The following is a 21832-nucleotide window of genomic DNA, read 5'->3' as shown; positions in this document are numbered from 1 at the left end:
CTGCTTTCAGATTCTGTATAGGCAAGACGAACAGACGCAAGCGCACGACACGCGCGGCGCAAGGCAGTTCAGGAAAAGGACAGATCAGAAAGCGGCAGGCGGTCCGCGGGGCTGGACGGGCGTCCAGGCGAACAGCGGCGTGGCGGATTGGTAGAACAGCGTGGGCAGCAAGCCCGTGATGAGCTCGCCGGAAGCAAGCACGAGAGTCGTGGGCGGCACGTCCAGGGTGGCCGCATGCATGCTGCAGCAGGGGCAATCGCCCATGCGCATGCCGCCCTTCGAGGTATCGGGCGCGTCCGTCGACAGTGTCGCGGGCAGCATGTTCATGCCGCCCGCCACCGAGCAGATTTCCAGACTGGGCACGGCCAAGCCGCTGGCCACCGTCAGCGCGCGCGACACCGTAGGGGCGAGCGCGGCCAGGAAGATGGCGATACACGCGATCCACAGGACGATGCCGGCCTTGCCTTTGCTGATGAACATGGCAACATTGTATCAGCGCAGGTCACTCTGTGGACAGCGCGCAGGTCAATCCATTCTTACAGATCCACCTTCATCGACAGCTTGATGGCGCGCGGCGCACCGGACGCCAGGCGCGTGCCGGCGCCGGCCCAGTAGCGTTTGTCGGCCGCGTTTTCCACGTTCAACTGCCACACGACGGCCTTGTCCATGACGCGGCTCGCATAGCGGGCGCCCGCGCTGAACAGGCTGACGCCGCCGAGGAAGGCCTGGTTCAGGTCGTTGACGGGACGGGCGCTGTAGTAATATGCGCCGCCGTTGACGGACAGGCCCGGCACGGCGTCAAACGCGTAAGCGAGGAAGGCGCTGGCCGTGCGTTTCGATGCGTTTTCCGGTGCCTTGCCGTTGTAGTCGGCGTTGATGTGCGCAAAGCTGGGATCGAGGAACTGGGCCGACGTCTGCCACGACAACTGGCGCGTCAGCTTGCCCTGGGTCGACAGTTCCAGGCCACGATAGCGCTGTTCGCCGTCCGACGTGAATACATTGCTGGCATTCGTGTAGTAGCCGGGGCGCGTGATGTCGAACAAGGCGGCGGAGAGCAAGGTGCCGCCAGGCGTCAGCCAGCGCGCACCCAGCTCTTTCTGTTTGCTCACGCCGGGCGCCATCTTCACGCCCTGATTGGCGGTGCCCGTCGGACCCGTTTCGCCCTCTTCCAGCCCCCGCGCCGTGGACGCGTAGAACGACAGCTCGGGCGTGGCCTTGTAGATCAATGACGCCATCGGCGTCGTCTTGCTGACGTCGTAATGGCTGGCGCCCTGGTCGCTTTGATAGCTGCTGCGGCGCACGCCGATGACGCTTTGCCATTGCGGGCTGAAGACCATGCGGTCGAGCGCATACAGGCCCGTGTCGCGCGTGTCGAGCCCGGCCGTCGTCGGCGACGTCGGCTTGGGGCCGAACACGACATTCGTCACGGGCACCGGCTTGTACAGGTTTTGCGAGGCGATCGTGTAATTGCTCTGATAAATCGGATCTTGCGACTTGTCCGTGCGCGAGGCACCCAGGGTCAGTTCGTGGGCAATGGAACCCGTGTTGAAATTGCCGGCCAGTTCCGCGCGCAGCAAGTCCGATGCCATCACACTGTGCTGGATATTGCCCGTGATGCGCCCCGCGCCCGTGGCCAGCGCGGCCGCGTTGTTCAGGCGGAAGATCGCCAGGCGGCGGTCGCGCGCCGTTTCCGAGTGGCCCGCCTCCACCGTCAAGGCCCAGCCATCGGCGATGGCGTAGTCGGCGCGCAATTGCGCGTTTTTCGTTTGCGCTTCGAACGCCGACCAGTCGGGGCCAATCAGCTTGCGCGGATCGACGGCGCGCGGCAAGCTGATCACGCCTTTCACGGCCGCAGGCAAGGCCACGCCCGCCTGCTCCGTCACCCTGCGGCGCTCGTACTCGAGGTCGGCCTTAAGCAGCAATTTGTTCGTCACTCTCCAATCGAGCGCCGTGGAAAGGAAGCGGCGCTTGCCATTGCCGACATGATCCAGGTAGGAACCGAGGGTGCCGCCAGCCGCGTTGATGCGCACGCCGAATTCCCGCTGCGCGCCAAAACGGCGGGCCACGTCGACATTCGCCACGGCACTGCCGCGGTCGTCGACGCTCAAGCCCATGCTGGTGACGGGCTGGCTGCCGGCACGCTTGGTGACGAAATTGACGACGCCGGACGGCGACGTAAAACCGTAGTACAGGGCCGAGGCGCCCTTCAGCACTTCCACCCGCTCCTTGTTTTCCATGGGCACTTGCGAGAAGTTCATGATGGGCATGGAGCCGTTGAGGCGATAATTCGTGCGGTTTTCCACGGCGATGCCGCGTATCACCAGCTGATCCCACGTCTCTCCCCCGTTTTGCTGGCGCGTCACGCCGGCCGTGTTGCGCACCGCGTCGTACAGGCCGGACACGGCTTGCTGCTCCAGCAATTCGCGCGTGATCACATTGACGGTGGACGGCACGTCCATGATGCTGGCGCCCCGAAAGCTGCCCGCCTCCGTGGTCAGCGGCACCAGGCCTTGCGCGCGGGCGCCCGTCACTTGCACGGCTTGCATGACTTTCTCATCGCCAGCCGTCGGGTCGTCCTGGCCGCCGGCCGCTGGGGCCGCCAACGCTGCGTGGGAAGCGAAGGCCAGCGACAGGGCTGCGGCCACTGGAAGTAAACGGGTGCGGGGAGAGACGACAGGCATGACATCGGGCTTTCAATGAGAAAATATGTGCAAGTGGGAACTTACGGTTAGCGGACATGATACCGATAATGAGAATCATTATCAAGTAAGAGTGATTTTGTGTGAGTTTTGCAGGAGAAATTAGTTCCCCTAGGCGCCTGTTATCACTTGAACACGTTTGGATTTTGCAGACGAGGCCGCAAAGAGGCATACTGACAGTCACGGCGTGCAAGATGTGCCGCCCAACAAGATCAAAAGGTAAGTTCGTGAACACAATCGACAAAAAAAGCGTGCAGACGAAAACATTTCGCTGGAAACGCTGGCAGCGCTGGGCCCTGGGCACTGGCTGCGCCCTGGCCGCCTACAGCGCGGCCGGCTTCTGGCTGGTGCCCTACGTCATCAAAAACCAGTTGCCCAAATTTGCAGAAAAAGAACTCGCGCGCCAGGCCAGCATCGCCGACGTGCGCTTCAACCCGTTTACCCTGCGCCTGGAAGCGGACAAGATCGCTTTCACGGAAGCGGCCAGCGCAAACAATGCGCCGCTGCTGTCCATCGGCGCCCTGGCCGTGCAGCTGGAATGGAAATCCATCGTGCGCCGCGCGTGGAGCCTGGCGGAAATCCGCATCACGGCGCCGCAGGCGCAGCTGACGATCACGCCGGACGGCAAGTTCAACCTGGCCGAAGTGCTGGCCACATGGCAACGCAACCATCCGGAAAAAAGCGAAGGCGGCATGCCGCGCCTCGTCATCGCCCACTTTGCGCTGGAGCAAGGCAAAGTCGACTGGCAAGACCAGAAGGCCGGCTATGCGGACAACTTCACGCCGATCAACTTTACGCTCGATAATATTTCCACCCTGCCCGACGCCAACGGCAGCTACAGCCTCAGCGCCGATGCGGCGCGTGGCGGCAAGCTGCACTGGCGCGGCACGGCATCGCTGAGTCCCATCCGTGGCGAAGGTGAACTGATACTGAACGACGCTTCCCTGCCCGGCCTGGCCGCGTACCTGAAAGCTTATACACGCGCGCAAGTGACCAGCGGCAAGCTGTCGGCGCGCCTGCCCTACGCCTTTTCCTATGCGGACGGCAAGCTGGAAGCGACCGTCAAAGGCGCGGGCCTGGCCTTGCGCGACCTGGCGCTGACGCAAGATGGCAAGGGTGCGCCGTTTACCTCGCTCGATACCCTGGGCATCGCCGGCGTGAACGTGGACCTGGCAGGCCAGAAGGTCACGCTCGACAAGGTCAACTTGTACGGCGGCAAGGTGGCCGTGCGCCGCGACAGCCGGGGAGAGATCGACGTGGCGAACCTGATGCTGCCGGGTAATCCCGCACCGGCAGCAACGACGCCCGCCGCACCAGCCAAGCCTGGCAAATGGAAGGTGGACTTGAAACAGCTGGCGCTGGCCAACGTGGACGTGTCCGCCATCGATGAAACCGTCTCGCCAGCTTTGCAACTGAGCGCCAGACAGCTGCAGCTGAACTTGCAGCTGGCCTTGCAGCAAGGCCCATCGGGCATGGCCACCGTCATCGACGGCGCCACTTTCGCGCTGGCCGACCTCACCATGCAACGGGGCGCGCAAACGCCGTTCAAGCTGGCCCAACTGGGCTTTACAGAAGGCAAGATCGACCTGGCCGCACACACGGTGCACGTGGGCGCCGTGACGGCCGGCGGCGCGCAGATCGACCTGGCGCGCAACCGGCAGGGAGAATTTTCCATTGCGCAAAAGCTGCCCGTGTTTGCTTCCGGCAAAGCCGACACTGCCAAGGACGCCCCGTCCACACCGTGGTCCGCCAAGGTGGACAAGGTGGACCTGAGCAAGTTCGGCGCCCGTTTCGATGACGCGGGCACGGGCATCAAGGTCAATGTGCAGGATGCCCGCCTGTCCTTGCACAACGTCAGCAACGATATGAAACAGGCGCTGCCGTTCGAGCTGGGCGTGGGCCTGCGCGAAGGCGGCTTGCTTACGGCCAACGGCAAGTTCGTGCCGGGCACGGGCGCCGTCGATGCGCAGCTGAATGTGAAACAGCTGGCCCTGGCCCCCGTGCAGCCCTTGCTGGCGCAGCACGTAAAACTGAAGCTGGCGGGAGGTGCGGTGTCCGGCAGCGGCCGCCTGACGATGGGTGGCGGCGCGCCGAAAGCGCCGAAGGTCCGCTATGAGGGCGGCGTCGATATCGCCGGCCTCGTGCTCAATGAAACGGATGGCAAGCGCTTTGCCTCGTGGAAAAGCGTGCGCGCCGACAAGCTGACGGCCAGCGTGGGGCCCGACTTCGTCGACATCCCCGAACTGCGCGTGGTGGAACCGAACGCCCAGCTGATCATCGAAAACGACCGCAGCCTGAACGCACAGCGCCTGCTGGTCAAGGCGCCCGAGCCTGCCACGGCCACAGCACCTGCCGCCGCCGCCACACCGGCAGCCGACGCCGCCTTCCCCGTGCGCGTGCGCCGCGTGCGCCTGCAAAACGCCAAGCTGGACTTTGCCGACCTCAGCCTGCGCCCCCAGTTCGCCGCCAAGATCTATGAACTCAACGGCGTCGTCACGGGCCTGTCGACCAAGCGCGATGCGCGCAGCCAGATCGAACTGGACGGCCGCATCGACGAATTCGGCCTGGCCCGCGTGCGCGGCCAACTCAATCCCTTCGCCCCGACCGACAACACGGACTTGAACGTGGTCTTCAAGAATGTCGACATGGTGTCCGCCTCGCCGTACACGATGAAGTTCGCCGGCTACAAGGTGGCCGAAGGCAAGATTTCGCTGGACTTGCAATACAAGGTGCGCAACCGCCAGCTCGACGGCACCAACCAGATCGTGCTCGACAAGCTGACCCTGGGCGAGCGCATCGACAGCCCGGACGCCCTGAAGCTGCCGCTGGAACTGGCGCTGGCCATCCTGAAGGACTCGGACGGACGCATCGACCTGGGCTTGCCCGTGTCGGGGGACATGAACGACCCGCAATTCAGCTATGGCGCGCTGATCTGGAAAGCCGTGGGCAATGTGTTGACGAAAATCGTCACGGCGCCGTTCCGCGCGCTGGGCAACTTGCTGGGCATCAGCGCCGACAAGCTCGAATCCATCGATTTCGACGCGGGCAGCGCCGTACTGCTGCCGCCCGAGCGGGAAAAGCTCAAGCAGGTGGCGCAAATCCTCGCCAAGCGCGAACAGCTGAAGCTGGCGGTGCCAGGCCAGTACAGCGACACGGACGCGGCTGCCCTGCGCGCCCAGGCCGTGCGCCGCGCCGTCGCCGCCAAGGCCGGCATCAAGCTGGAAGCGGGCGAAGAGCCGGGACCGCTGAACCTGGGTGAACGCAAGATACGGGGCGCCCTGCGCGACCTGTACGCGGAACGCTTCGGCAAGGCAGAGCTGGACAAGCAGAAAAAGGCGGCGGAATCGGCCGCGCCTGCCCCAGCGGCGGCATCCGCCAGCGCCTCCGCGCCGGCGGCGGCAAAAATCCCCGTCTTCCAGCGCCTGGGCAAACTGATCGAAGGCGAGCCGCAAGTGGCCGACACGGGCGCCTTCTACAAGGGCTTGCGCGAGCAGCTGGAAGCCAAGCAGCCCTTGCCAGCCGACGCCTTGAGCAAGCTGGGCACCCAGCGCAGCGCGGCGATTCTGGCTGCCCTGCAGCAGGATGGCACGCCGGCAGCCAGGGTCAGCGCCGGCGCGCCGGAAAAAACGGAGGCCGCACCGGGCAAGCTGGTGGGCTTGAAGCTGGGATTGGCGGCGCAATAAAATCTGGGGTCAGACCCGTCGGGGGAATGCGTACCAATGGGGCGCATTCCGATCGCGAAGCGACTGCCCCCAGCTCTTTCCAGGTGCTTGCCCTCCGCTTTCTACTTTTTCTTCTCCACCGCCGCATCCGGCAAGGCAAACGCCACCAGGCTATCGCCCATCTTCGTGCCCAGTGAACCGTGGCCGCCGGCCATGACGACGACATACTGCTTGCCCGTTTTATCGGACACATAGCTCATCGGCGTGGCCTGGCCGCCGGCCGGCAGGCGGGCTTTCCAGACGGTCTTGCCGTTGCGCACGTCGTAGCCGCGGATGTAGTAGTCGAGCGTGCTGCTGAGGAAGGCCACGCCGCCGCCCGTGGTGGACATGCCGCCCAGGCTGGGCACGCCCAGCGGCAAGGCGATGGGTACGGGCGCGCTATCGCGCGTGGTGCCGTTCTTGTGCATCCATACTTTTTTCATCGTGCGCAGGTCGACGGCGGCGATATAGCCCCATGGCGGCGCCTGGCATGGGAAGCCCAGCGGCGAAAGAAAAGGCTTGATTTCCACGGCAAACGGCACGCCCGTCTGCGGCTGCAAGCCCATTTCCGTGCCCGTGCCGCCCTTCGCGTTCGCTTGCGCGCGCGGCACCAGGCGTTCCAGGAAACCCATGTAGTCGGGATTGACCAGCAGTAACTGGCGCACGGGATCGACGGCCGCCCCGCCCCACTCGAAGATACCGAGCGGGCCCGGCGAGATGATGGCGCCCTTGATCTTGCCTTCGGCCACCGTTTGCGGCGTGAATGGCCCTTCGTAGCGGTGCTGGCGGAAAATGATGCGGCAGGCGAGCTGGTCGAGCGGCGTCGTGCCCCACATATCCGTTTCGCTGATGTTTTTCTCGGGCAGGAAAGTGAGGGCCGAGAATGGCTGCGTGGGCGACAGGCGGTCGCCAGCGGCGGCGTTGGCGGTAGGCACGGGTTTTTCCGGCGCCGGCACGACCAGGCTGCCGTCGCGCCGGTCGATCACGTAGATGTCGCCCCGCTTGGTGGTGGCAACAACCGATGGTACCTTGCCTTTGGGCGTATCGATGTCGACCAGGGTGGGCTGGCCGCCGATATCCATGTCCCAGATATCGTGATGCACGGTCTGGTAGACCCAGCGTACCTTGCCGGTCGCCAGGTCCAGCGCGACGATGGCGCTATTGTATTTCTCGCCGTGGGGATTGCGGTTGCCGCCCCAGGTGTCCGGCGTTTCATTGCCCATCGGGATGTAGACCATGCCCAGCTGTTCATCGACGCTGGACACGCCCCAGGAATTGGGCGAATTGTTCGTGTACGTTTTTCCATCGGCGATCGGCGCCGTGTCGTCGGGATTCGACGCATCCCAGTTCCACATCAGCTTGCCCGTGACGGGATCGTAGCCGCGGATCACGCCTGACGGCTCTTCCGTGGAAAAATTGTCGGTGACGCTGGCGGCCATCACCACCACGTTTTGCGCCACGGCCGGCGGCGACGTCGGCATCAGGAAGCCCCGCTTCTTCATGCCCATGCCGTGGTACAGGCCGATCACGCCGTTTTCGCCAAAGCTTTTGCACGCCTCGCCCGTATCGGCATTCACGGCGATCAGGGTGGCATCCATCGTGGGCGCGAAGATGCGGCGCGGGCACTCCATGCCGGCCGCCTGCGGCGCAGGGTCATCCTTGGCCCGGCCCGCATTGACGTCCCAGTAGGCCACGCCGCGGCAGATCATGTGCTGGTAGCTCGATGCGTCGCGGTTGATCTTCGGATCGTGGCGCCACAGCTCCTTGCCCGTATCCGGATCGAGCGCGATGACGATGTTGTGCGGCGTGCACAGGTACAGCTTGCCGTTTACTTTCAGGGGCGTGACTTCGTTGGCGATCTCGCCCGGGTCGTTCGGCCCCTTGAAGTCGCCCGTGTTGTAGACCCACGCCTGTTGCAGCTGCGACGCGTTGGCCGGCGTGATCTGCGCGGCCGGCGCATAGCGGTCGCCATAACCGGAGCGGCCATAGGCGGCCCAGTCGTTGGGCGCCACGCCGGGCGCGACATCGCCTTGCGGCGTGGCCGCCATGTTTTCGGCCGGCACTTCGCCATGCACAGTGTAATAGTCCTGGAACAGCGAGAACACGCCCACGGCGGCCGTGAGCACCACGGCGGCCGTCAGCGCGCTCTTGCCCGCATCGCGCGGTTTCGCCCCGGCCGCCAATGGCGGATCAAGCCGGCGGTCGACGAAGGGCAGCAGCAGCCAGACGGCGGCGGCGAACCAGATATCGAGGCGCGGCAGCAATTGCCACCAGTCGAATTTCACTTCGATCACGGACCAGATCAGGGTGGCGAACAGCAGCAGCGCGAGAAACAGCTGGGCGCTGCGCCGCCCCTTCCACACGAGCGCGCCCGCGATCAGCATGCCGATGCCGGCCACGACGTAATACCAGGAACCGCCCAGGCTGACGAGCCAGGCGCCGCCGCCCGCGAGCGCCAGGCCCAGCAAGAAGAAGATGAGTGCGGTGATGACAAGCAAGGGTCCAGGCCGGGCAGAGGCAGTCATGATGCTCCTTTACAAGAGTCAGTCGGCGGCACGCGCCTGCGCACCGTATTTGAGGGCGATCAAGGAAATTCATTTTTTCACTAATCGGCAAAGCGTGCCACACGCCAGAAGGCCAGGTACGCGCCGTGTGGCTTTTTATACACGCTCCTACCGTCCAGCCCGCCACGGCTACACGATTTCGATAGAAATAATTAAATAAAATAATTAAACAACAAATTTCTCGAATAAAACGAATTTTTATCGTAAAATGAAAAAACTCATCCAATCCAGGCATTTTTCTAGAATTTCACTTTTTGGAGCGGCGCCCATCATGACCATCGCAAAACGGCTGTACGCCTTGATACTCTCCGTCGTCCTGGGGCTGGCCGCCCTGGCAGGCTTTGGCATCTACCAGATGGACCGCGTGTACACGGCGGCCAGCTACGCCACTGTCAACACGGTACCCAGCCTGCTTACCTTGAACCAGGCTTTCGTGCCGTTCGCGCAGATGCGCACGGCCGTCTGGCAGCACATGGCCAGCAAGGATGCGGCCAGGCGCGCTGCGCTGGAAACGGGCATCGGCGAAGCGCGCGCGGCGGTGGGCAAGGCCCTCGACCAGTATGAAAAAGAAGATATCACCGATGAACAGGACCGCGCGCTGCTGGCCGCCGACCGTGCCGTGCTGGCACGCTACGACACGGTGCGCGACAAGGTGCTGGCCCTGTCGAAGGCGGGCCAGCTGGACGCGGCGCGCGACTTGCTGATGGAGAGCCAGCCCGTCATCAGGGAACTGGTCGACGCACTGGCCGCCCACTACCGCTACAACGAAAACCTGTCCGTCAAAGGCGCGGCCGATGGCGCCGCCGCCGCGGCCAGCGCACGCTGGATTGCCATCGGCCTGGCCCTGGCCGTGACGGTGCTCGTGGCCGGCATGGGCCTGCTGCTGGCGCGGCGCATCGCCGCCTCGCTGGACGGCGCCATCGGCGTGGCCCGCACCATCGCTGGCGGCGACCTCAGCGTGCAGGTCGTCTCCACCTCGCGCGACGAGGTGGGCCAACTGATGCAGGCCATGGCGGACATGAACGCCAGCCTGGTGCGCATCGTGGCCGAAGTGCGTTCCGGCACGGACAGCATCGGCACGGCCTCGGGCCAGATCGCGGCCGGCAACCTGGACCTGTCGGCGCGCACGGAACAGCAGGCGGGCTCGCTGGAAGAAACCGCGTCGGCCATGGAAGAACTGACGGCCACCGTGCGGCAGAACGCGGACAATGCCCGCCAGGCCCGGCAAATGGCCGTCAGCGCCTCGGACAAGGCGCAGCGGGGCGGCCAGGTGATGGGCGACGTGATACGCACGATGGAAGCGATCGACAACTCGTCCGGCAAGATCGCCGACATCATCGGCGTCATCGACGGCATCGCCTTCCAGACCAATATCCTGGCCCTGAATGCGGCCGTGGAAGCGGCCCGCGCCGGCGAACAGGGGCGCGGCTTTGCCGTCGTCGCCACCGAAGTGCGCAGCCTGGCGCACCGTTCGGCGGCCGCCGCGAAGGAAATCAAGGTACTCATCACCGACTCCGTGGAACAGGTGGGACAAGGCGGCAAGCTGGTCCGGCAGGCCGGCGCGGCCATGACGGAAGTGGTCGACACGGTACGCGGCGTTACCGACATCGTCAGCGAAATTTCGGCCGCCAGCGCGGAGCAAAGCACGGGCATCGAGGAAATCAACCGCGCCATCACGCAGATGGATGAAGTCACGCAGCAGAATGCGGCCCTGGTCGAGGAAGCGGCGGCGGCATCGCAATCGCTGCAGGAGCAGGCCGCCAGGCTGGCCGGCGTGGTGGGCGCCTTCACGCTGGCGGCCGGACAGGCCGGCGCGGCACCGCGCGCGCCTGCCGCCCCGCGTCCCGCGCAGCCGCCTCGGCACAAGGCGACGCTCAAGCTGGTCGCCACCCGTCCCGCAGGCCAGGCCCGGAATGCGGCGCCGGCCGCCGACGATTCGGGCGACTGGGAAGTATTTTAGGTCCGCCATCACGCAGGATCACTTGCATAGACCGTACTGGAGCACCGCCATGAACGCCTTCCTTGCCTTTCATCCCTTCCTTCGCTGCGAAGACCTGTCGCTGATGCGCCCGGCGATGGCGCTGGCGGCCTTGCTGTTGCTGCTGGCCGCCCTGCTCTGGCGCCGCACCCGCTGGCACCAGGCCGGCCGCGCGCCAGCCACCGGCACGGCGCCGGCCGATCTGCATGCGCTGCTGCAAATGCGCAAGGCCAGCCAGCAGGCCAAGGAGGCGGAGATGGCGCCGCCAGCGCCAGTGGCGCCGGACATGCCGCCGTTCGATGCGGCCCGCCTGGACGCCATGTTCGGCTACGACCGCCGCCTGCAGGGCGAGATTCTGGCCCTGTTCGTGGCCGAGACGCGCGACCGCCTGGCTGGCATCGCCCACGCGCTGCGCTGCGAGCGGGCCGCGCCGGCGCGCGTGCTGGCGCAGGAAATCCTCGACGGCAGCCAGTCCATGGGCTTGCTCGCCCTGCAGGCGCTGGCGCGCCAGGCCGTGCATGCGGGCTTTTCCAACGATATCGGCGCCCTGCGCCGCCTGCACGCGGAACTGCTGATGGCGCTCGACGCGCTGTCGCAAGCAGTCACGGTCCTGCAAACGGCGGGGGCGGCGCAGGCCGATGGCTGCAATGGCGTAGGAAGCCGGCCATGAGCGCGCACATCGACCTGGCGCGCCTGCTGGGCGGCGCCCTCCTGCCTTCGCCCGCCTGGCGGCGCCACTGGCAGGCCGCCTTGAGCCGGCAGCAGGTGCCGCTCGATGAGCTGGCGGAACAACTGGGCTGCGATCCGGCCCTGACCGGCAAGATCATCGGCCTGGCGAATGCGGGCGTGCCGCCGGGCGAGCGCCTGCATGCGGCCGTCAACGCCGCGATGCTGGCGGCCATCGGCTTGCCAGCCTTGCGCCAGGCGTTCGCCGCCCCGGCCCTGCCGGCGCCCACCTGCGCCCGCTTCGATGCGCAGCGCTTCTGGTCGCACTCGCTGGCCATGGCGTGCGCCGCCCGCGTGGCGGGCCACGCGCTCCAGCTGGCGCCGGCCGACACGCTGTACAGCTGCGGCTTGCTGGCCAATTGCGGCCAGCTGGCCCTGGCCACCTTGCATCCGCAGGAATATGGCGAACTGCTGGGCCAGTACGGCGATGCCGCCAGGACCCGGCTGCTGTGCGCGGAGTCGCAGCGCTTCGGCCACCACCAGCTGGCGCTGTCGGCCATCCTCATGCGGGACTGGGGCATGCCGGACATCCTGTGCGACGCCGTGCGCTGCCACGCGGCGCCGCCCGGCTTCGGACGGGCCGGACGCATGACGGACCTGGCCTGGCTGCTGAAGCTGGCCAGCGGCTTCGCCGACCTGATACTGCTCAATGGCGCGGGGCCGCGCGGGCCGGCCCTGGCCGCCGCGCGGGTACTGGGCATGGACGGGGAACACATGGAAACCCTGCTACGCCACAGCAACGCCGAGTGGAGCGAATGGAACGACATCCTGGAGCCGCACGCCCATCCCGCCCCCTGCCGCGCGCGCACGCGGGTCCGGCCCGCTGCGGCCCTGGTTTTTAGTGAATTCATCTAATTCGTTGAAATTGATTTTTTGAGCCCGATTGCGTATCATTCCCTTCAACTACATCGCGACCATAAAGCCCATCATGCACACCGCAGACGTTTGCACTACCCAAAAGGCTGCCGAAATCCTCGGTATTTCGGTCACATCGGTGCAGCAACTGGTCGAGGCAGGCGTGATCGAAGCCTGGAAGACCAAGGGCGGCCACCGGCGCATTCCCCTTGCGGCCGTCGAAGCTTACAAGGGCAATCCCGGCCAGCCGGGCCAGGACCAGCGCGCGGCACGGGCCAGCCGCCCCGCCCCGTCGGGCCGTCCGCCCTCCATCCTCGTGATCGAAGACAATCCGATCGAGCGCGCGCTGTATGAAAAGCAGATCGGTTCATGGGGCTTGCAGGCGGACTTGCGCTTTTGCGAGAACGGTTACCAGGCGCTGATGGAAATCGCCCGCGACCAGCCCGACATCCTGCTGGCCGACATCGTCATGGAAGGCATCGACGGCTACGAGGTCATCCGCACCATCCTGGCCGACCCGCTGCTGGCGGACATGCACATCGCCATGCTGTCGAGCCTGACGCAGGAAGAGCTGGAAGAACGGGGCGGCGTGCCGCCCGGCGTCGTGTTCTTTGCCAAGCCCGTCAATTATGACGAGTTGCGCGGCTACCTGCGCGCCTGCTGCGCCGGCCATGCGCGGCGCCACAGCCTGGCCGCCTGACCCGCCACCGCTTTCCTTCGCCACGGAGCCGCCATGCCAGCCTATCGCCACATCGATCCTGCCGTGCTGTTCCGGGCCACCGGCGACGACCTGGAGATGTTCCGCGCCCTGTCCCAGACCTACCTCGACACGTCGCCGGCCATGTTTGCCCGCGTCGAGCAGGCCGTGCGCGGCGGTGCGGCGCAAGCCATCGTGCATAGCTGCCACACCTTGCGCGGCACCGTCGCCCTGCTGGGCGCCAGCGCCCTCGTGGCGCGCCTGGCGGAACTCGAGCAGCTGGTGCGCCACCAGGGCGTGGCCGCATCGGACTGGCTGGCGGAAACGGCGGCGCTGATCGGCGAAGTGGAGCGGGAGGTACGCCGCAGCATGCTCGAATACACGGGCGCGCAGGCATGAACGCGCGCCAGGCCGCCCTGCGCCTGGTGCACCGCTACCGGCCGCGCACCACGGCGGCCATCGTGGGACTGGTATTGCTGGTCCTGCTGGCGCTGCGCATCGTCGTCTCCGGCGTGCTGCTGCACCGCGAAGCCATCGACGACTGGAAACAGGATCTGTCCAACTTGTCGCTGCTGCTGGCGGAAAACACGGCCCAGAGCATGACGGCCGCCAGGCTCGTGCTCGACAGCGTCAGCAACGACATCGAGGCCGCCGCCCCAGCGGACGCACAAGCGCTGGCGGCCGCCGTCGGCACCCCGGCCACGCACCAGATGCTGCGGCACAAGATCGGCGGCGTGCCGCAAGTGGACGTCGTATCCATCGTCGGCGGCGACGGCGGCGTGCTGGTCTTCAGCCGCGCCTTTCCCGCGCCGCCCATCCACCTCGGCGAGCGCGACTACTTCGACTATCACCGGCGCCACCCGGACGGCGGCATGCACGTGAGCGCGCCCGTGCAAAACAAGGGCAATGGCGCCTGGACCTTCTATATCAGCCGGCGCATCAGCGCGCCGGACGGCCGCTTCCTGGGCGTGGTGCTGGTCGGCCTGTCGTGCGACTTCTTCAGCAAATTCTTCCAGAGCACCAGCATCGGCGAGCACACGGCCTTTTCCCTGTACCGCAGCGACTACACGCTGCTGGCCCGCTGGCCGGCCGTGCCCGACATGATGGGCAAGCGTAACCTGACGGGCAGCACCTACCGCCTGCTGGAACAGGGCAAGACGGACGGCGTGCTGCAGGTGGACTCGCCGCGCACGGCCGAGCAGGGGCGCGCGGTCGACCGCATGGCCGGCGTACGGCTGGTGCGCGACTATCCGCTGGCCATCAACGTCACCGTCACGGACGAGGTCTACCTGGCGGGCTGGCGGCGCATGCTGCGCACCATGGGCGGCGCGGCCGTCGTCGGCCTGCTCGTGCTGGCCGGGGCCATCGCGCTGATCATGTCCCTGCTGCGGCGCCAGGAGCGCGACACGGCCATGGTGCTGGCTCAGCAGGCGCACGCGGAAACGGCGCCCGCAGCCGGGCCGCCGGAGCCGGAGATCGCGCCGCTGCCCGCATCCGCACCTGCCGCACCTGCGCCCGCATCGGAAGCGGGCGCGCGCATCCTGCTGGTCGAGGACACGGCGCTGAACCGCCAGCTCGTGTGCCTGCAACTGGGCGGCCGCGGCTATACCATCGACACGGCGGAAAACGGCGCGCTGGGCCTGCAGGCGCTGGCCGAACGGCAGTACGACCTGGTGCTGATGGATTGCATGATGCCCGTCATGGACGGCTACCAGGCGTGCCAGGCCCTGCGCGCCCGCGAAGCGGCCAGCGGCACCGCGCGCCTGCCCGTCATCGCCCTCACGGCCGGCGTCACCGAAGACGACCGGCAGCGCTGCGTGGCGGCCGGCATGGACGACTACCTGTCCAAACCCTTCACGGCCGCCCAGCTGCGCGAGACGGTCGAGCGCTGGCTGGCGCGCCAGACCGCGACGCCCTAGCCGCAGGGGCCGGCGCTCAATACAACACTTCCCGCATAAAAATCATTTTATTCGATAAATTCAATTATATTCGCTATAATTGATACATCACGCGCAGAATGATCTACCTTGCGGAGGCGGCATGCAACAGCACAGATACTGGAAGGCCAAGGCCTGGGAACGCTGGGATGCGCGTACCCTGCTGTCGCTCTTCATGGCCGTGCTGCTGGCGGGGCTGTGGAGCATCACGGTGCTGCAACTGCGGCACGCCCATAACGCCGCCATCGCCGACGCCGTGCGCGATGCGCGCAGCATGGCGCGCATCTTCGACGAGCACGCGATCCGCACGATCGAGGGGGCGGACCAGGCCGTCACCTACCTGCGCAGCCGCTACCAGGCGCTGGGCAGCCGCCTCGACATCGGGTCGGACCTGCGGCAAGGTCTCAATCCCGGCCCCCTGTACAACCTGTTTACCATCGTCGACGAACAGGGCGACATGGTACTGTCGAGCCGCCCCTTCCAGCCGACCAATCTGGCCGACCGCGAGCACATCCGGGTACACGTGCAGCGCGACAGCGGCGAACTGTTCATCAGCAAGCCGGTGCTGGGCCGCGTGTCGAAAAAATGGTCAATCCAGATGACGCGCCGCATCAACCATGCCGATGGCCGCTACAAGGGCGTGGTGGTGGTGTCGATGGACCCGTATTACTTTACGCGCCTGTACGACGAAGTCGACCTGGGCGAGAACAGCTCCATCGAACTGGTCGGCAGTGATGGCGTAGTGCGCGCGCGCCGCGTCGGCGACGTCGACACCATCGGCCAGGATATCGGCGGCAGCCAGGTGTTTTCCTTGATGCAAGGTAAAACGCGGGGCAGCTTCACGGAACGCAGTCCCGTCGACGGCATCCTGCGCTTGTACGCATTCGAAAAACTGGCCGGCTACCCGCTTTACATGCTGGTCGGGCTGGACCGCGACACCGTATTGGCCGACTACGTCTCGCGCCGCGACCAGGCCCTGCTGATGGCGGCCATCACGAGCGCGCTGATCGTGCTGTCGTGGGCCGCGCTGGTGCTGCTGATCGGGCGCCTGGTCGACAGCCGCGCCAGGGCCATCGCCGCCAGCGTAGCCAAGTCGCGCTTCCTGTCGAACATGTCGCATGAATTGCGCACGCCGCTCAATGGCATCCTCGGCTTCTCCGAGCTGCTGCTCGAGCAGCTGCGCGAACCGGAACAGGCCGCCTATGCGCAAACGATACAGGACAGCGGCCGCCAGCTGCTGTCCATGGTCGAGGCGGCGATGGAATTGAGCGCGCTCGAACACAAGCAGGTACGGCTGGAGTCAAGCGCCGCGCCACTGGACCAGCTGCTGGAACTGGCGCTGGCGCCGCACCGCGCGCGCGCGGAGCACAAGGGCCTGCTGCTGGCCGCGCAGGTGGCGCCGGCCACGCCGCCCAGCATCGATTGCGACCGCGTGCGTCTCGTGCGCGTACTCGATATCCTGCTCGATAACGCCGTGCGCTACACGGCCGCGGGACGGGTCGACGTGCACGTCATGCACAGCGGCGCCGACCTGCAGATCGAGGTGCGCGATACGGGCATCGGCATCGCGCAGGCGCAGCAGGGCGGCATCTTCGACAAATTCTCGCAGGCGGACGATTCGCCCAGCCGCGCCCATGACGGCGCCGGCATGGGCCTGGCCATCGCGCGCCAGCTCGTCACCCTGATGGGCGGGCGCATCGGCGTGACGTCCGCGCCGGGCGAAGGCGCCGTCTTCCGCCTGCACCTGCCGCTGGGCGGCAAATTGACCACACTATCGCATGCATAGTCGCGCGCAAAAGTTGTTCTCCAGCCATATCGGGTATAGCATCGTCGCATGACCTATCACACAGATGCGGCGGCAGTGCGCAGACCCTGGATCGAATGGCTGTTTTTGCTCCTCGGGCTGCTCATCGTCGCTGCCGCCCTCGCCTACGCACATCTGGCGGAAGCGGCGCGCCATGACGCGGCCGAACGTGAGCGCCTCAGCGTGCTGACGGCGCTGCTGGCGAAAAATATCGAAGTCGACCTGGCAGCGACCAACCTCGTGCTCGGCGGCGTGATCCGCGACTACCTTGCGGCCGGCGCCGCGCCCGACGCGGGGCAAGCGCTGCCCCGGCGCCTGTCCGCGCTGGTCGACGCCATGCCGGGCGTGCGCACCATGCTGGTCATCGACGCCGGCGGCAAGCTCGTCGCCACCAACATCCCGGAACTGGCGGACCAGGATTTTTCCCGCCGCGCCTACTTCCAGACGGCGCGCGACGCTCCCGATGCCCGCATGCTGTACATCTCGCCCCCCTTTCATTCCTTCAAGGGAGACCTGGTCATCACGGCCTCGCGCATGGTGCAGGACAAGCAGGGCCGCTTTGCCGGCGTCGTGGTCGCCACCTTCGATCCCGAATACTTCACGGCCAAGTTCCGCACCGCCATGTACGCGCCCGACGTCTGGGCCGTGGTGCTGCATGGCGACGGCCGGCAATTTCTCAACTATCCGCCCAGGAATGCCAACGGCGGCGATATGGACGTCCCCGGCGGCTTCCTGCGGCGCTTTCGCGACAGCGGCTACCAGGCGGGCGTGCTGAGCGGCGTCGAGATTGCCGGCGACGGCGTCGCCGCGCCCCGCATCATGGCGATGGCCACCATCGTCCCCGCAGCCCTGCACATGGACCGCGCTCTGATCATCGGCCTGAGCCGCGAAGAAGCGGCCGTCGCCGCCCCGCTGCGGCGCCAGGCGCTAAGCTACCTGCTCTCCTTTGCCATGCTGGCGCTGGCCGCCTCCTGCCTGCTGTTCTGGAGCCAGCGTCGGCGCCGGCAGCAGGCCGCCTGGCATGCGGAACAGGAAAGGGAGCGCCAGGCCATGCAAGCCGTATCCGACAGCGAAACGCGCTTTCGCACCCTGATCGAAGATGCGCCCGTGGCCATCGCCATCCTGCGCCACGGCCGCTTCATCTATTCGAATCCCCGCTACCGCAGGCTGCACGGCTACACGGCGGAAGACGACTTGAACGGCCTGCCCTGGTCCGCCATGATAGCCGCGCCATCGCAGGCGGCGCTGGCCGCCAACGAAGCGCTGATCGAGGCCGATTCGCCCAGCGAGCAAGTGTTCGAGACCGTCGGCCTGGGCAAGCAGGGGCTTTTCGTCCCCATGTTCAAGACCACCACGCGCGTGATGCTCAAGGACGGGCCGGCCACTTTGATCTTTGCGCAGGATATTTCCGCGCAAAAGCAGGCCGACGAAGCCATGCTGCTGGCGCGCGACGCGGCCGAAGCGGCCAACCGCAGCAAGGCGGAATTCCTCGCCAACATGAGCCATGAAATCCGCTCGCCGCTCAACGCCATCCTCGGCATGGCCTGGCTGCTGGAACGGGGCGGCCTCGATGGCGAAGCGCTGCAGATGGCGCACAAGATCCGCGCCGCCGGCCAGTCGCTGCTGGGCATCATCAACGACGTGCTCGACGTGTCGAAAATCGAGGCGGGCCACATGACGATCGAACAGGCGCCGTTCCGCCTGGCCGAGGTGATCGAGAAGATCGCCGCCAGCATGGGCGTGGCCGCGCACGACAAGCCGATCGAGGTGCGGATCGGGCCGCTGCCCGACGGCGTCGACCTGGTGGTGGGCGACGCGCTGCGGCTGGAACAGGTGCTGGTCAACCTGACCAGCAATGCCATCAAGTTTACCGCGCAAGGCACGGTCGAACTGTCGGCCGCGCTGGAAAGCCGCGACGGCGACGCCGCCGTGCTGTGCTTTTGCGTACGCGACACGGGCATCGGCATCGCCGCCGAAGTGCAGGAAGCGATCTTTTCCGCCTTCGCCCAGGCCGACACGTCCACCACCCGCCGCTTCGGCGGCACGGGCCTGGGGCTGACCATCTGCCGCCAGCTGGTGCGCCTGATGGGCGGCTCGCTGCGCCTGCAAAGCGAGCCGGGCCAGGGCAGCGCCTTCAGTTTCACGGTGCCGCTGCAACTGTTGCCCGCCAGCGCCCTGCCCTCGCCCGACATGCAGGGCCTGCGCGTCTTGCTGGCCGATGGCAAGGCCGACACGCGCGCCGCCGTGGCCGCCGTGGCGCAGGGGCTGGGCTGGAGCGTACATGCCGTGTCCGGCGGCCAGGCGGCGCTCGAGCACGCGCTGGCCTGCGCCGAGGATGCGCGCCCCGGCGTCGTCCTGCTGGCCGCGCGCATGCCGGACATGGACGGGGACGCGACGGCGCGCGCGCTGCGCGAGCATCTGCCGCCGCAGGACTGCCCCATCGTCATCCTGGCGGCCACTGGCGCGCCGGCGACAGCGCCCGCGCGCCGCCATACGGACCCGGCCAATCCTGCCGACGCCATCCTCAACGAACCGGTGACGGCTTCCAGCCTGTACAACGCGGCGATGGAAGCGCGCCAGCGGCGCGCCGAAGCGGCCGGCCTGGATGCCGGCCTGGACGCCGGCCATGCAGCGCTGGGCGCACGCGTGCTGGCCGGCGTGCGCGTGCTGGTGGTCGACGACAGCGACATCAACCGCGACGTGGTCAACCACATCCTGTGCGACCAGGGCGCCCTGCCCTCGTTTGCCTGCGACGGCCGGCAGGCGCTGGACTGGCTGCTGGCCCACCCGGCCGACGTCGACATCGTGCTGATGGATGTGCAGATGCCCGTCATGGATGGCTTGCAGGCCACGCGCGCGCTGCGCCAGCTGCCGCAATTCCAGGACCTGCCCGTGGTGGCGCTGACGGCCGGGGCCTTCCAGACGCAGCGCACGGCGGCGCTGGACGCGGGCGTGAACCATTTCATCAGCAAACCGTTCGACGTGCCGCAGACCATCGCCCTGATCGCGCGCGCGCACCGGCGCCATGCGCAAGGGTTGCCGGCCCTGCCGCCGGTCGTGGCCGAAGCGGCAATGCCGGTACGGGAGAGCGGCGCGGCGCCCGTGATCGACCTGGTGCAAGGCATGGCGCAGTGGCGCGATGAAGCGCCCTACCGCCAGCACCTGTCGCACTTCGGCAACACCTACCGCGACACGGTGAGCGCCATGCGCGCGCTGCTGGCGGCCGATGCACGCGGCGACGCCGCGGCGCTGGCGCACAAGCTGGCCGGCGTGGCCGGCAGCCTGGCCCTGCCCGCCACCCTGCATGCGGCCCAGCAAGCGGAACAGCGGCTGCACGCGGGCGACGATGCGTCGGCCGCGCTCGATGCGCTGGAACAGGCGCTGGCGCACGCCATCGCTGCCGCCGCCGCATTCACGGCACAGACGACACCGTCCGGCCAGGCGGTCATGCCAGAAACTCAACATGGCCGTGCATGCCAATGATAAACTTGCCAAGATGAAAATTAAGGAGACGCCATGATCTGGTGCAGGGATTTGCTGCTGAGAGCTTTCATGCTGGGCATGCTGCTATTCGTCGTGGGCGAATCGCTGTCCTACTGGGCGCCGGAAATCAAAAAACTGCTGGCCTGGCGCCCTTCCTGACCCCAGTCTACCCTTCGCGGCCATCGACCCTGGCGCGCCACAGATAGGGCGCATACACGCACGCATACAGGCCAAAGGCCAGCGACCAGCAAGCGCCGGCCGCCAGCAGCAACGGCATGGCCAGCGAGACGGGACCGATGGCGGCCAGCAGGCGTGCCAGCGCACCCAGCTGGATCAGCCAGTACATGGCCGCTTCCGCCCTGCCGCCCTTGAGCGCACGCCCCGTATGGCCCAGGGTGGTGCGCGTCATCATGCCGATGATTAATCCCGCCATCGAGCCCACCGTCAGCGCGTGAAACGCGGCGCTGGCCGGCAGCAGACCCATGCTGGCGCCCGCCAGCAGCGCGAAGCCGATGCCTATCCACGCATACGACAGGTGCAAAATCCACAGCAGCGGCACGCGCACCGTGCGCTGCGGCTGCCAGGCCAGCAGATTGGCCAGCGACACGCCGGCGGCCCCCAAGGCCAGCGGCGCCGTCAGCCAGGCCGGCGCGTCGGCCAGCCACGCGATCGCGGCGGCCGCCATGCAGGCCACCGCCACCAGGGCCCGCTTGGGGCTGGCCACGGGCGTGCTGCCCGGCGCCCCGTTGCGCGTAAACATGGGGATCACGCGCGCGCCGATCACCGATTCGATCAGCACGATGATGAAGATGGCCGCCTGCACCGGCACAAACAGCGACAGCGGCAGAGCGCCCAGCACGGACGCGTGGAACAGGCCATTGGCCAGCGCCAGCAGGGCCAGCAAGCCGACGAGGAACAGGTTGCGCGTATTGCCCGAGCGGCGCAGCACCAGGTACAAAGGCCAGGCGGCCAGCGGCAGGAAGACCCAGTCCACCAGGGCCGCCGCCACGCCAGGAAAGCACAGCATGGCCACGCGCCCCGCCAGCCACAACGCCACCAGCGCCATCAGCTGGACGCCGTGCGGCGTGGGCAAGCCCGTCCAGTTGCGCCCGGCCGTGTACAAAAAACCCACGACGACGGCCACGGCGAAGCCGAACACCATCTCGTGCATGTGCCAGCCCAGCCCCACCTGCAGGCCGCCCGCCAGCAAGCCCGCATAGCTGGCCAGCCACAGGGGAATGCCGATGGCCGCAAACACGGCCGCCAGCAGGTAGAACGGGCGAAAGCCCAGTTGCCAGACGGCGTGGCCGGCCTGCCAGGGCGCCGCGCCTGCCGTCGTGGAAGGTGGGGAAGGTTCGCTGATCGGGGTAATGGCCATGATGGGCTCG

General features: G+C 66.9%; 14 protein-coding genes. 10 read left to right on the top strand and 4 right to left on the bottom strand.

Annotated features, from left to right (window positions below; genetic code table 11):
* Positions 1 to 84: 84 nt before the first annotated feature.
* Both BLU39_RS20610 and BLU39_RS20605 read right to left on the bottom strand, forming a co-directional pair.
* On the bottom strand, positions 85 to 480 hold the full coding sequence (locus tag BLU39_RS20610) for a DUF2946 domain-containing protein (RefSeq protein ID WP_092716360.1): 396 nt from the start codon (positions 478 to 480) through the stop codon (positions 85 to 87).
* Positions 481 to 536: 56 nt separating this feature from the next.
* On the bottom strand, positions 537 to 2681 hold the full coding sequence (locus tag BLU39_RS20605; protein WP_092716358.1) for a TonB-dependent siderophore receptor: 2145 nt from the start codon (positions 2679 to 2681) through the stop codon (positions 537 to 539).
* Between the two features lie 245 nt (positions 2682 to 2926).
* Here BLU39_RS20605 and BLU39_RS20600 point away from each other — a divergent pair, with 245 nt between their 5' ends.
* Positions 2927 to 6382, top strand: coding sequence for a DUF748 domain-containing protein (locus BLU39_RS20600; protein WP_254789026.1), 3456 nt, complete (start codon positions 2927 to 2929; stop codon positions 6380 to 6382).
* A gap of 101 nt (positions 6383 to 6483) precedes the next feature.
* On the opposite strand, the gene BLU39_RS20595 is transcribed toward BLU39_RS20600, so the two are convergent.
* A complete protein-coding gene (locus tag BLU39_RS20595; protein WP_092716354.1) occupies positions 6484 to 8925 on the bottom strand; it encodes a membrane-bound PQQ-dependent dehydrogenase, glucose/quinate/shikimate family in 2442 nt (813 codons plus the stop codon).
* Between the two features lie 310 nt (positions 8926 to 9235).
* Between BLU39_RS20595 and BLU39_RS20590 the strand changes: the two genes are divergently transcribed.
* The 9 genes from BLU39_RS20590 to BLU39_RS29200 all read left to right on the top strand — a co-directional run bounded on the left by BLU39_RS20590 (position 9236) and on the right by BLU39_RS29200 (position 20603).
* The gene (locus BLU39_RS20590; RefSeq protein WP_092716352.1) at positions 9236 to 10924 is read left to right on the top strand and encodes a methyl-accepting chemotaxis protein; all 1689 of its coding nucleotides are present in this window, start codon (positions 9236 to 9238) and stop codon (positions 10922 to 10924) included.
* 49 nt (positions 10925 to 10973) lie between these two features.
* A complete protein-coding gene (locus BLU39_RS20585; RefSeq protein WP_092716350.1) occupies positions 10974 to 11612 on the top strand; it encodes a hypothetical protein in 639 nt (212 codons plus the stop codon).
* A complete protein-coding gene (locus BLU39_RS20580) occupies positions 11609 to 12523 on the top strand; it encodes an HDOD domain-containing protein (RefSeq protein ID WP_092716348.1) in 915 nt (304 codons plus the stop codon). The genes BLU39_RS20585 and BLU39_RS20580 overlap by 4 nt, the downstream gene beginning before the upstream one ends.
* Before the next feature lie 73 nt (positions 12524 to 12596).
* Positions 12597 to 13223 carry a response regulator gene (locus BLU39_RS20575; RefSeq protein ID WP_092716653.1) on the top strand — a complete coding sequence of 209 codons (627 nt, stop codon included), beginning with the start codon at positions 12597 to 12599 and terminating at the stop codon, positions 13221 to 13223.
* A gap of 33 nt (positions 13224 to 13256) precedes the next feature.
* Positions 13257 to 13619 carry an Hpt domain-containing protein gene (locus BLU39_RS20570; protein WP_092716346.1) on the top strand — a complete coding sequence of 121 codons (363 nt, stop codon included), beginning with the start codon at positions 13257 to 13259 and terminating at the stop codon, positions 13617 to 13619.
* Positions 13616 to 15139: a response regulator gene (locus BLU39_RS20565; protein ID WP_092716344.1), complete on the top strand. Its 1524-nt coding sequence runs from the start codon at positions 13616 to 13618 to the stop codon at positions 15137 to 15139. Before BLU39_RS20570 ends, BLU39_RS20565 begins: the two co-directional genes overlap by 4 nt.
* Positions 15140 to 15260: 121 nt before the next feature.
* Positions 15261 to 16943: a sensor histidine kinase gene (locus BLU39_RS20560; RefSeq protein ID WP_092716342.1), complete on the top strand. Its 1683-nt coding sequence runs from the start codon at positions 15261 to 15263 to the stop codon at positions 16941 to 16943.
* Between the two features lie 48 nt (positions 16944 to 16991).
* On the top strand, positions 16992 to 20444 hold the full coding sequence (locus BLU39_RS20555; RefSeq protein ID WP_092716340.1) for a response regulator: 3453 nt from the start codon (positions 16992 to 16994) through the stop codon (positions 20442 to 20444).
* A 33-nt stretch (positions 20445 to 20477) separates the two neighbouring features.
* Positions 20478 to 20603 carry a hypothetical protein gene (locus BLU39_RS29200; RefSeq protein WP_269799988.1) on the top strand — a complete coding sequence of 42 codons (126 nt, stop codon included), beginning with the start codon at positions 20478 to 20480 and terminating at the stop codon, positions 20601 to 20603.
* 7 nt (positions 20604 to 20610) lie between these two features.
* Here BLU39_RS29200 and BLU39_RS20550 read toward each other — a convergent pair whose 3' ends face one another.
* Positions 20611 to 21822: an NnrS family protein gene (locus tag BLU39_RS20550; RefSeq protein ID WP_092716338.1), complete on the bottom strand. Its 1212-nt coding sequence runs from the start codon at positions 21820 to 21822 to the stop codon at positions 20611 to 20613.
* Positions 21823 to 21832: the final 10 nt, after the last annotated feature.

This window comes from Janthinobacterium sp. OK676 (assembly GCF_900103595.1).
In the GTDB taxonomy this organism is placed as follows: domain Bacteria; phylum Pseudomonadota; class Gammaproteobacteria; order Burkholderiales; family Burkholderiaceae_D; genus Janthinobacterium.
The sequence above is the reverse complement of the archived record's forward strand: the minus strand, read 5'-3'. Positions and strand labels throughout refer to the sequence as shown.

What these genes read in the sequence shown, in the direction of transcription:
- BLU39_RS20550 (WP_092716338.1), bottom strand. Translation starts at nt 21,822, where the DNA reads ATGGCCATTACCCCGATCAGCGAACCTTCCCCACCTTCCACGACGGCA.
- BLU39_RS20605 (WP_092716358.1), bottom strand. Translation starts at nt 2,681, where the DNA reads ATGCCTGTCGTCTCTCCCCGCACCCGTTTACTTCCAGTGGCCGCAGCC.
- BLU39_RS20555 (WP_092716340.1), top strand. Translation starts at nt 16,992, where the DNA reads ATGACCTATCACACAGATGCGGCGGCAGTGCGCAGACCCTGGATCGAA.
- BLU39_RS29200 (WP_269799988.1), top strand. Translation starts at nt 20,478, where the DNA reads ATGATCTGGTGCAGGGATTTGCTGCTGAGAGCTTTCATGCTGGGCATG.
- BLU39_RS20580 (WP_092716348.1), top strand. Translation starts at nt 11,609, where the DNA reads ATGAGCGCGCACATCGACCTGGCGCGCCTGCTGGGCGGCGCCCTCCTG.
- BLU39_RS20570 (WP_092716346.1), top strand. Translation starts at nt 13,257, where the DNA reads ATGCCAGCCTATCGCCACATCGATCCTGCCGTGCTGTTCCGGGCCACC.
- BLU39_RS20565 (WP_092716344.1), top strand. Translation starts at nt 13,616, where the DNA reads ATGAACGCGCGCCAGGCCGCCCTGCGCCTGGTGCACCGCTACCGGCCG.
- BLU39_RS20595 (WP_092716354.1), bottom strand. Translation starts at nt 8,925, where the DNA reads ATGACTGCCTCTGCCCGGCCTGGACCCTTGCTTGTCATCACCGCACTC.
- BLU39_RS20585 (WP_092716350.1), top strand. Translation starts at nt 10,974, where the DNA reads ATGAACGCCTTCCTTGCCTTTCATCCCTTCCTTCGCTGCGAAGACCTG.
- BLU39_RS20575 (WP_092716653.1), top strand. Translation starts at nt 12,597, where the DNA reads ATGCACACCGCAGACGTTTGCACTACCCAAAAGGCTGCCGAAATCCTC.
- BLU39_RS20590 (WP_092716352.1), top strand. Translation starts at nt 9,236, where the DNA reads ATGACCATCGCAAAACGGCTGTACGCCTTGATACTCTCCGTCGTCCTG.
- BLU39_RS20560 (WP_092716342.1), top strand. Translation starts at nt 15,261, where the DNA reads ATGCAACAGCACAGATACTGGAAGGCCAAGGCCTGGGAACGCTGGGAT.
- BLU39_RS20610 (WP_092716360.1), bottom strand. Translation starts at nt 480, where the DNA reads ATGTTCATCAGCAAAGGCAAGGCCGGCATCGTCCTGTGGATCGCGTGT.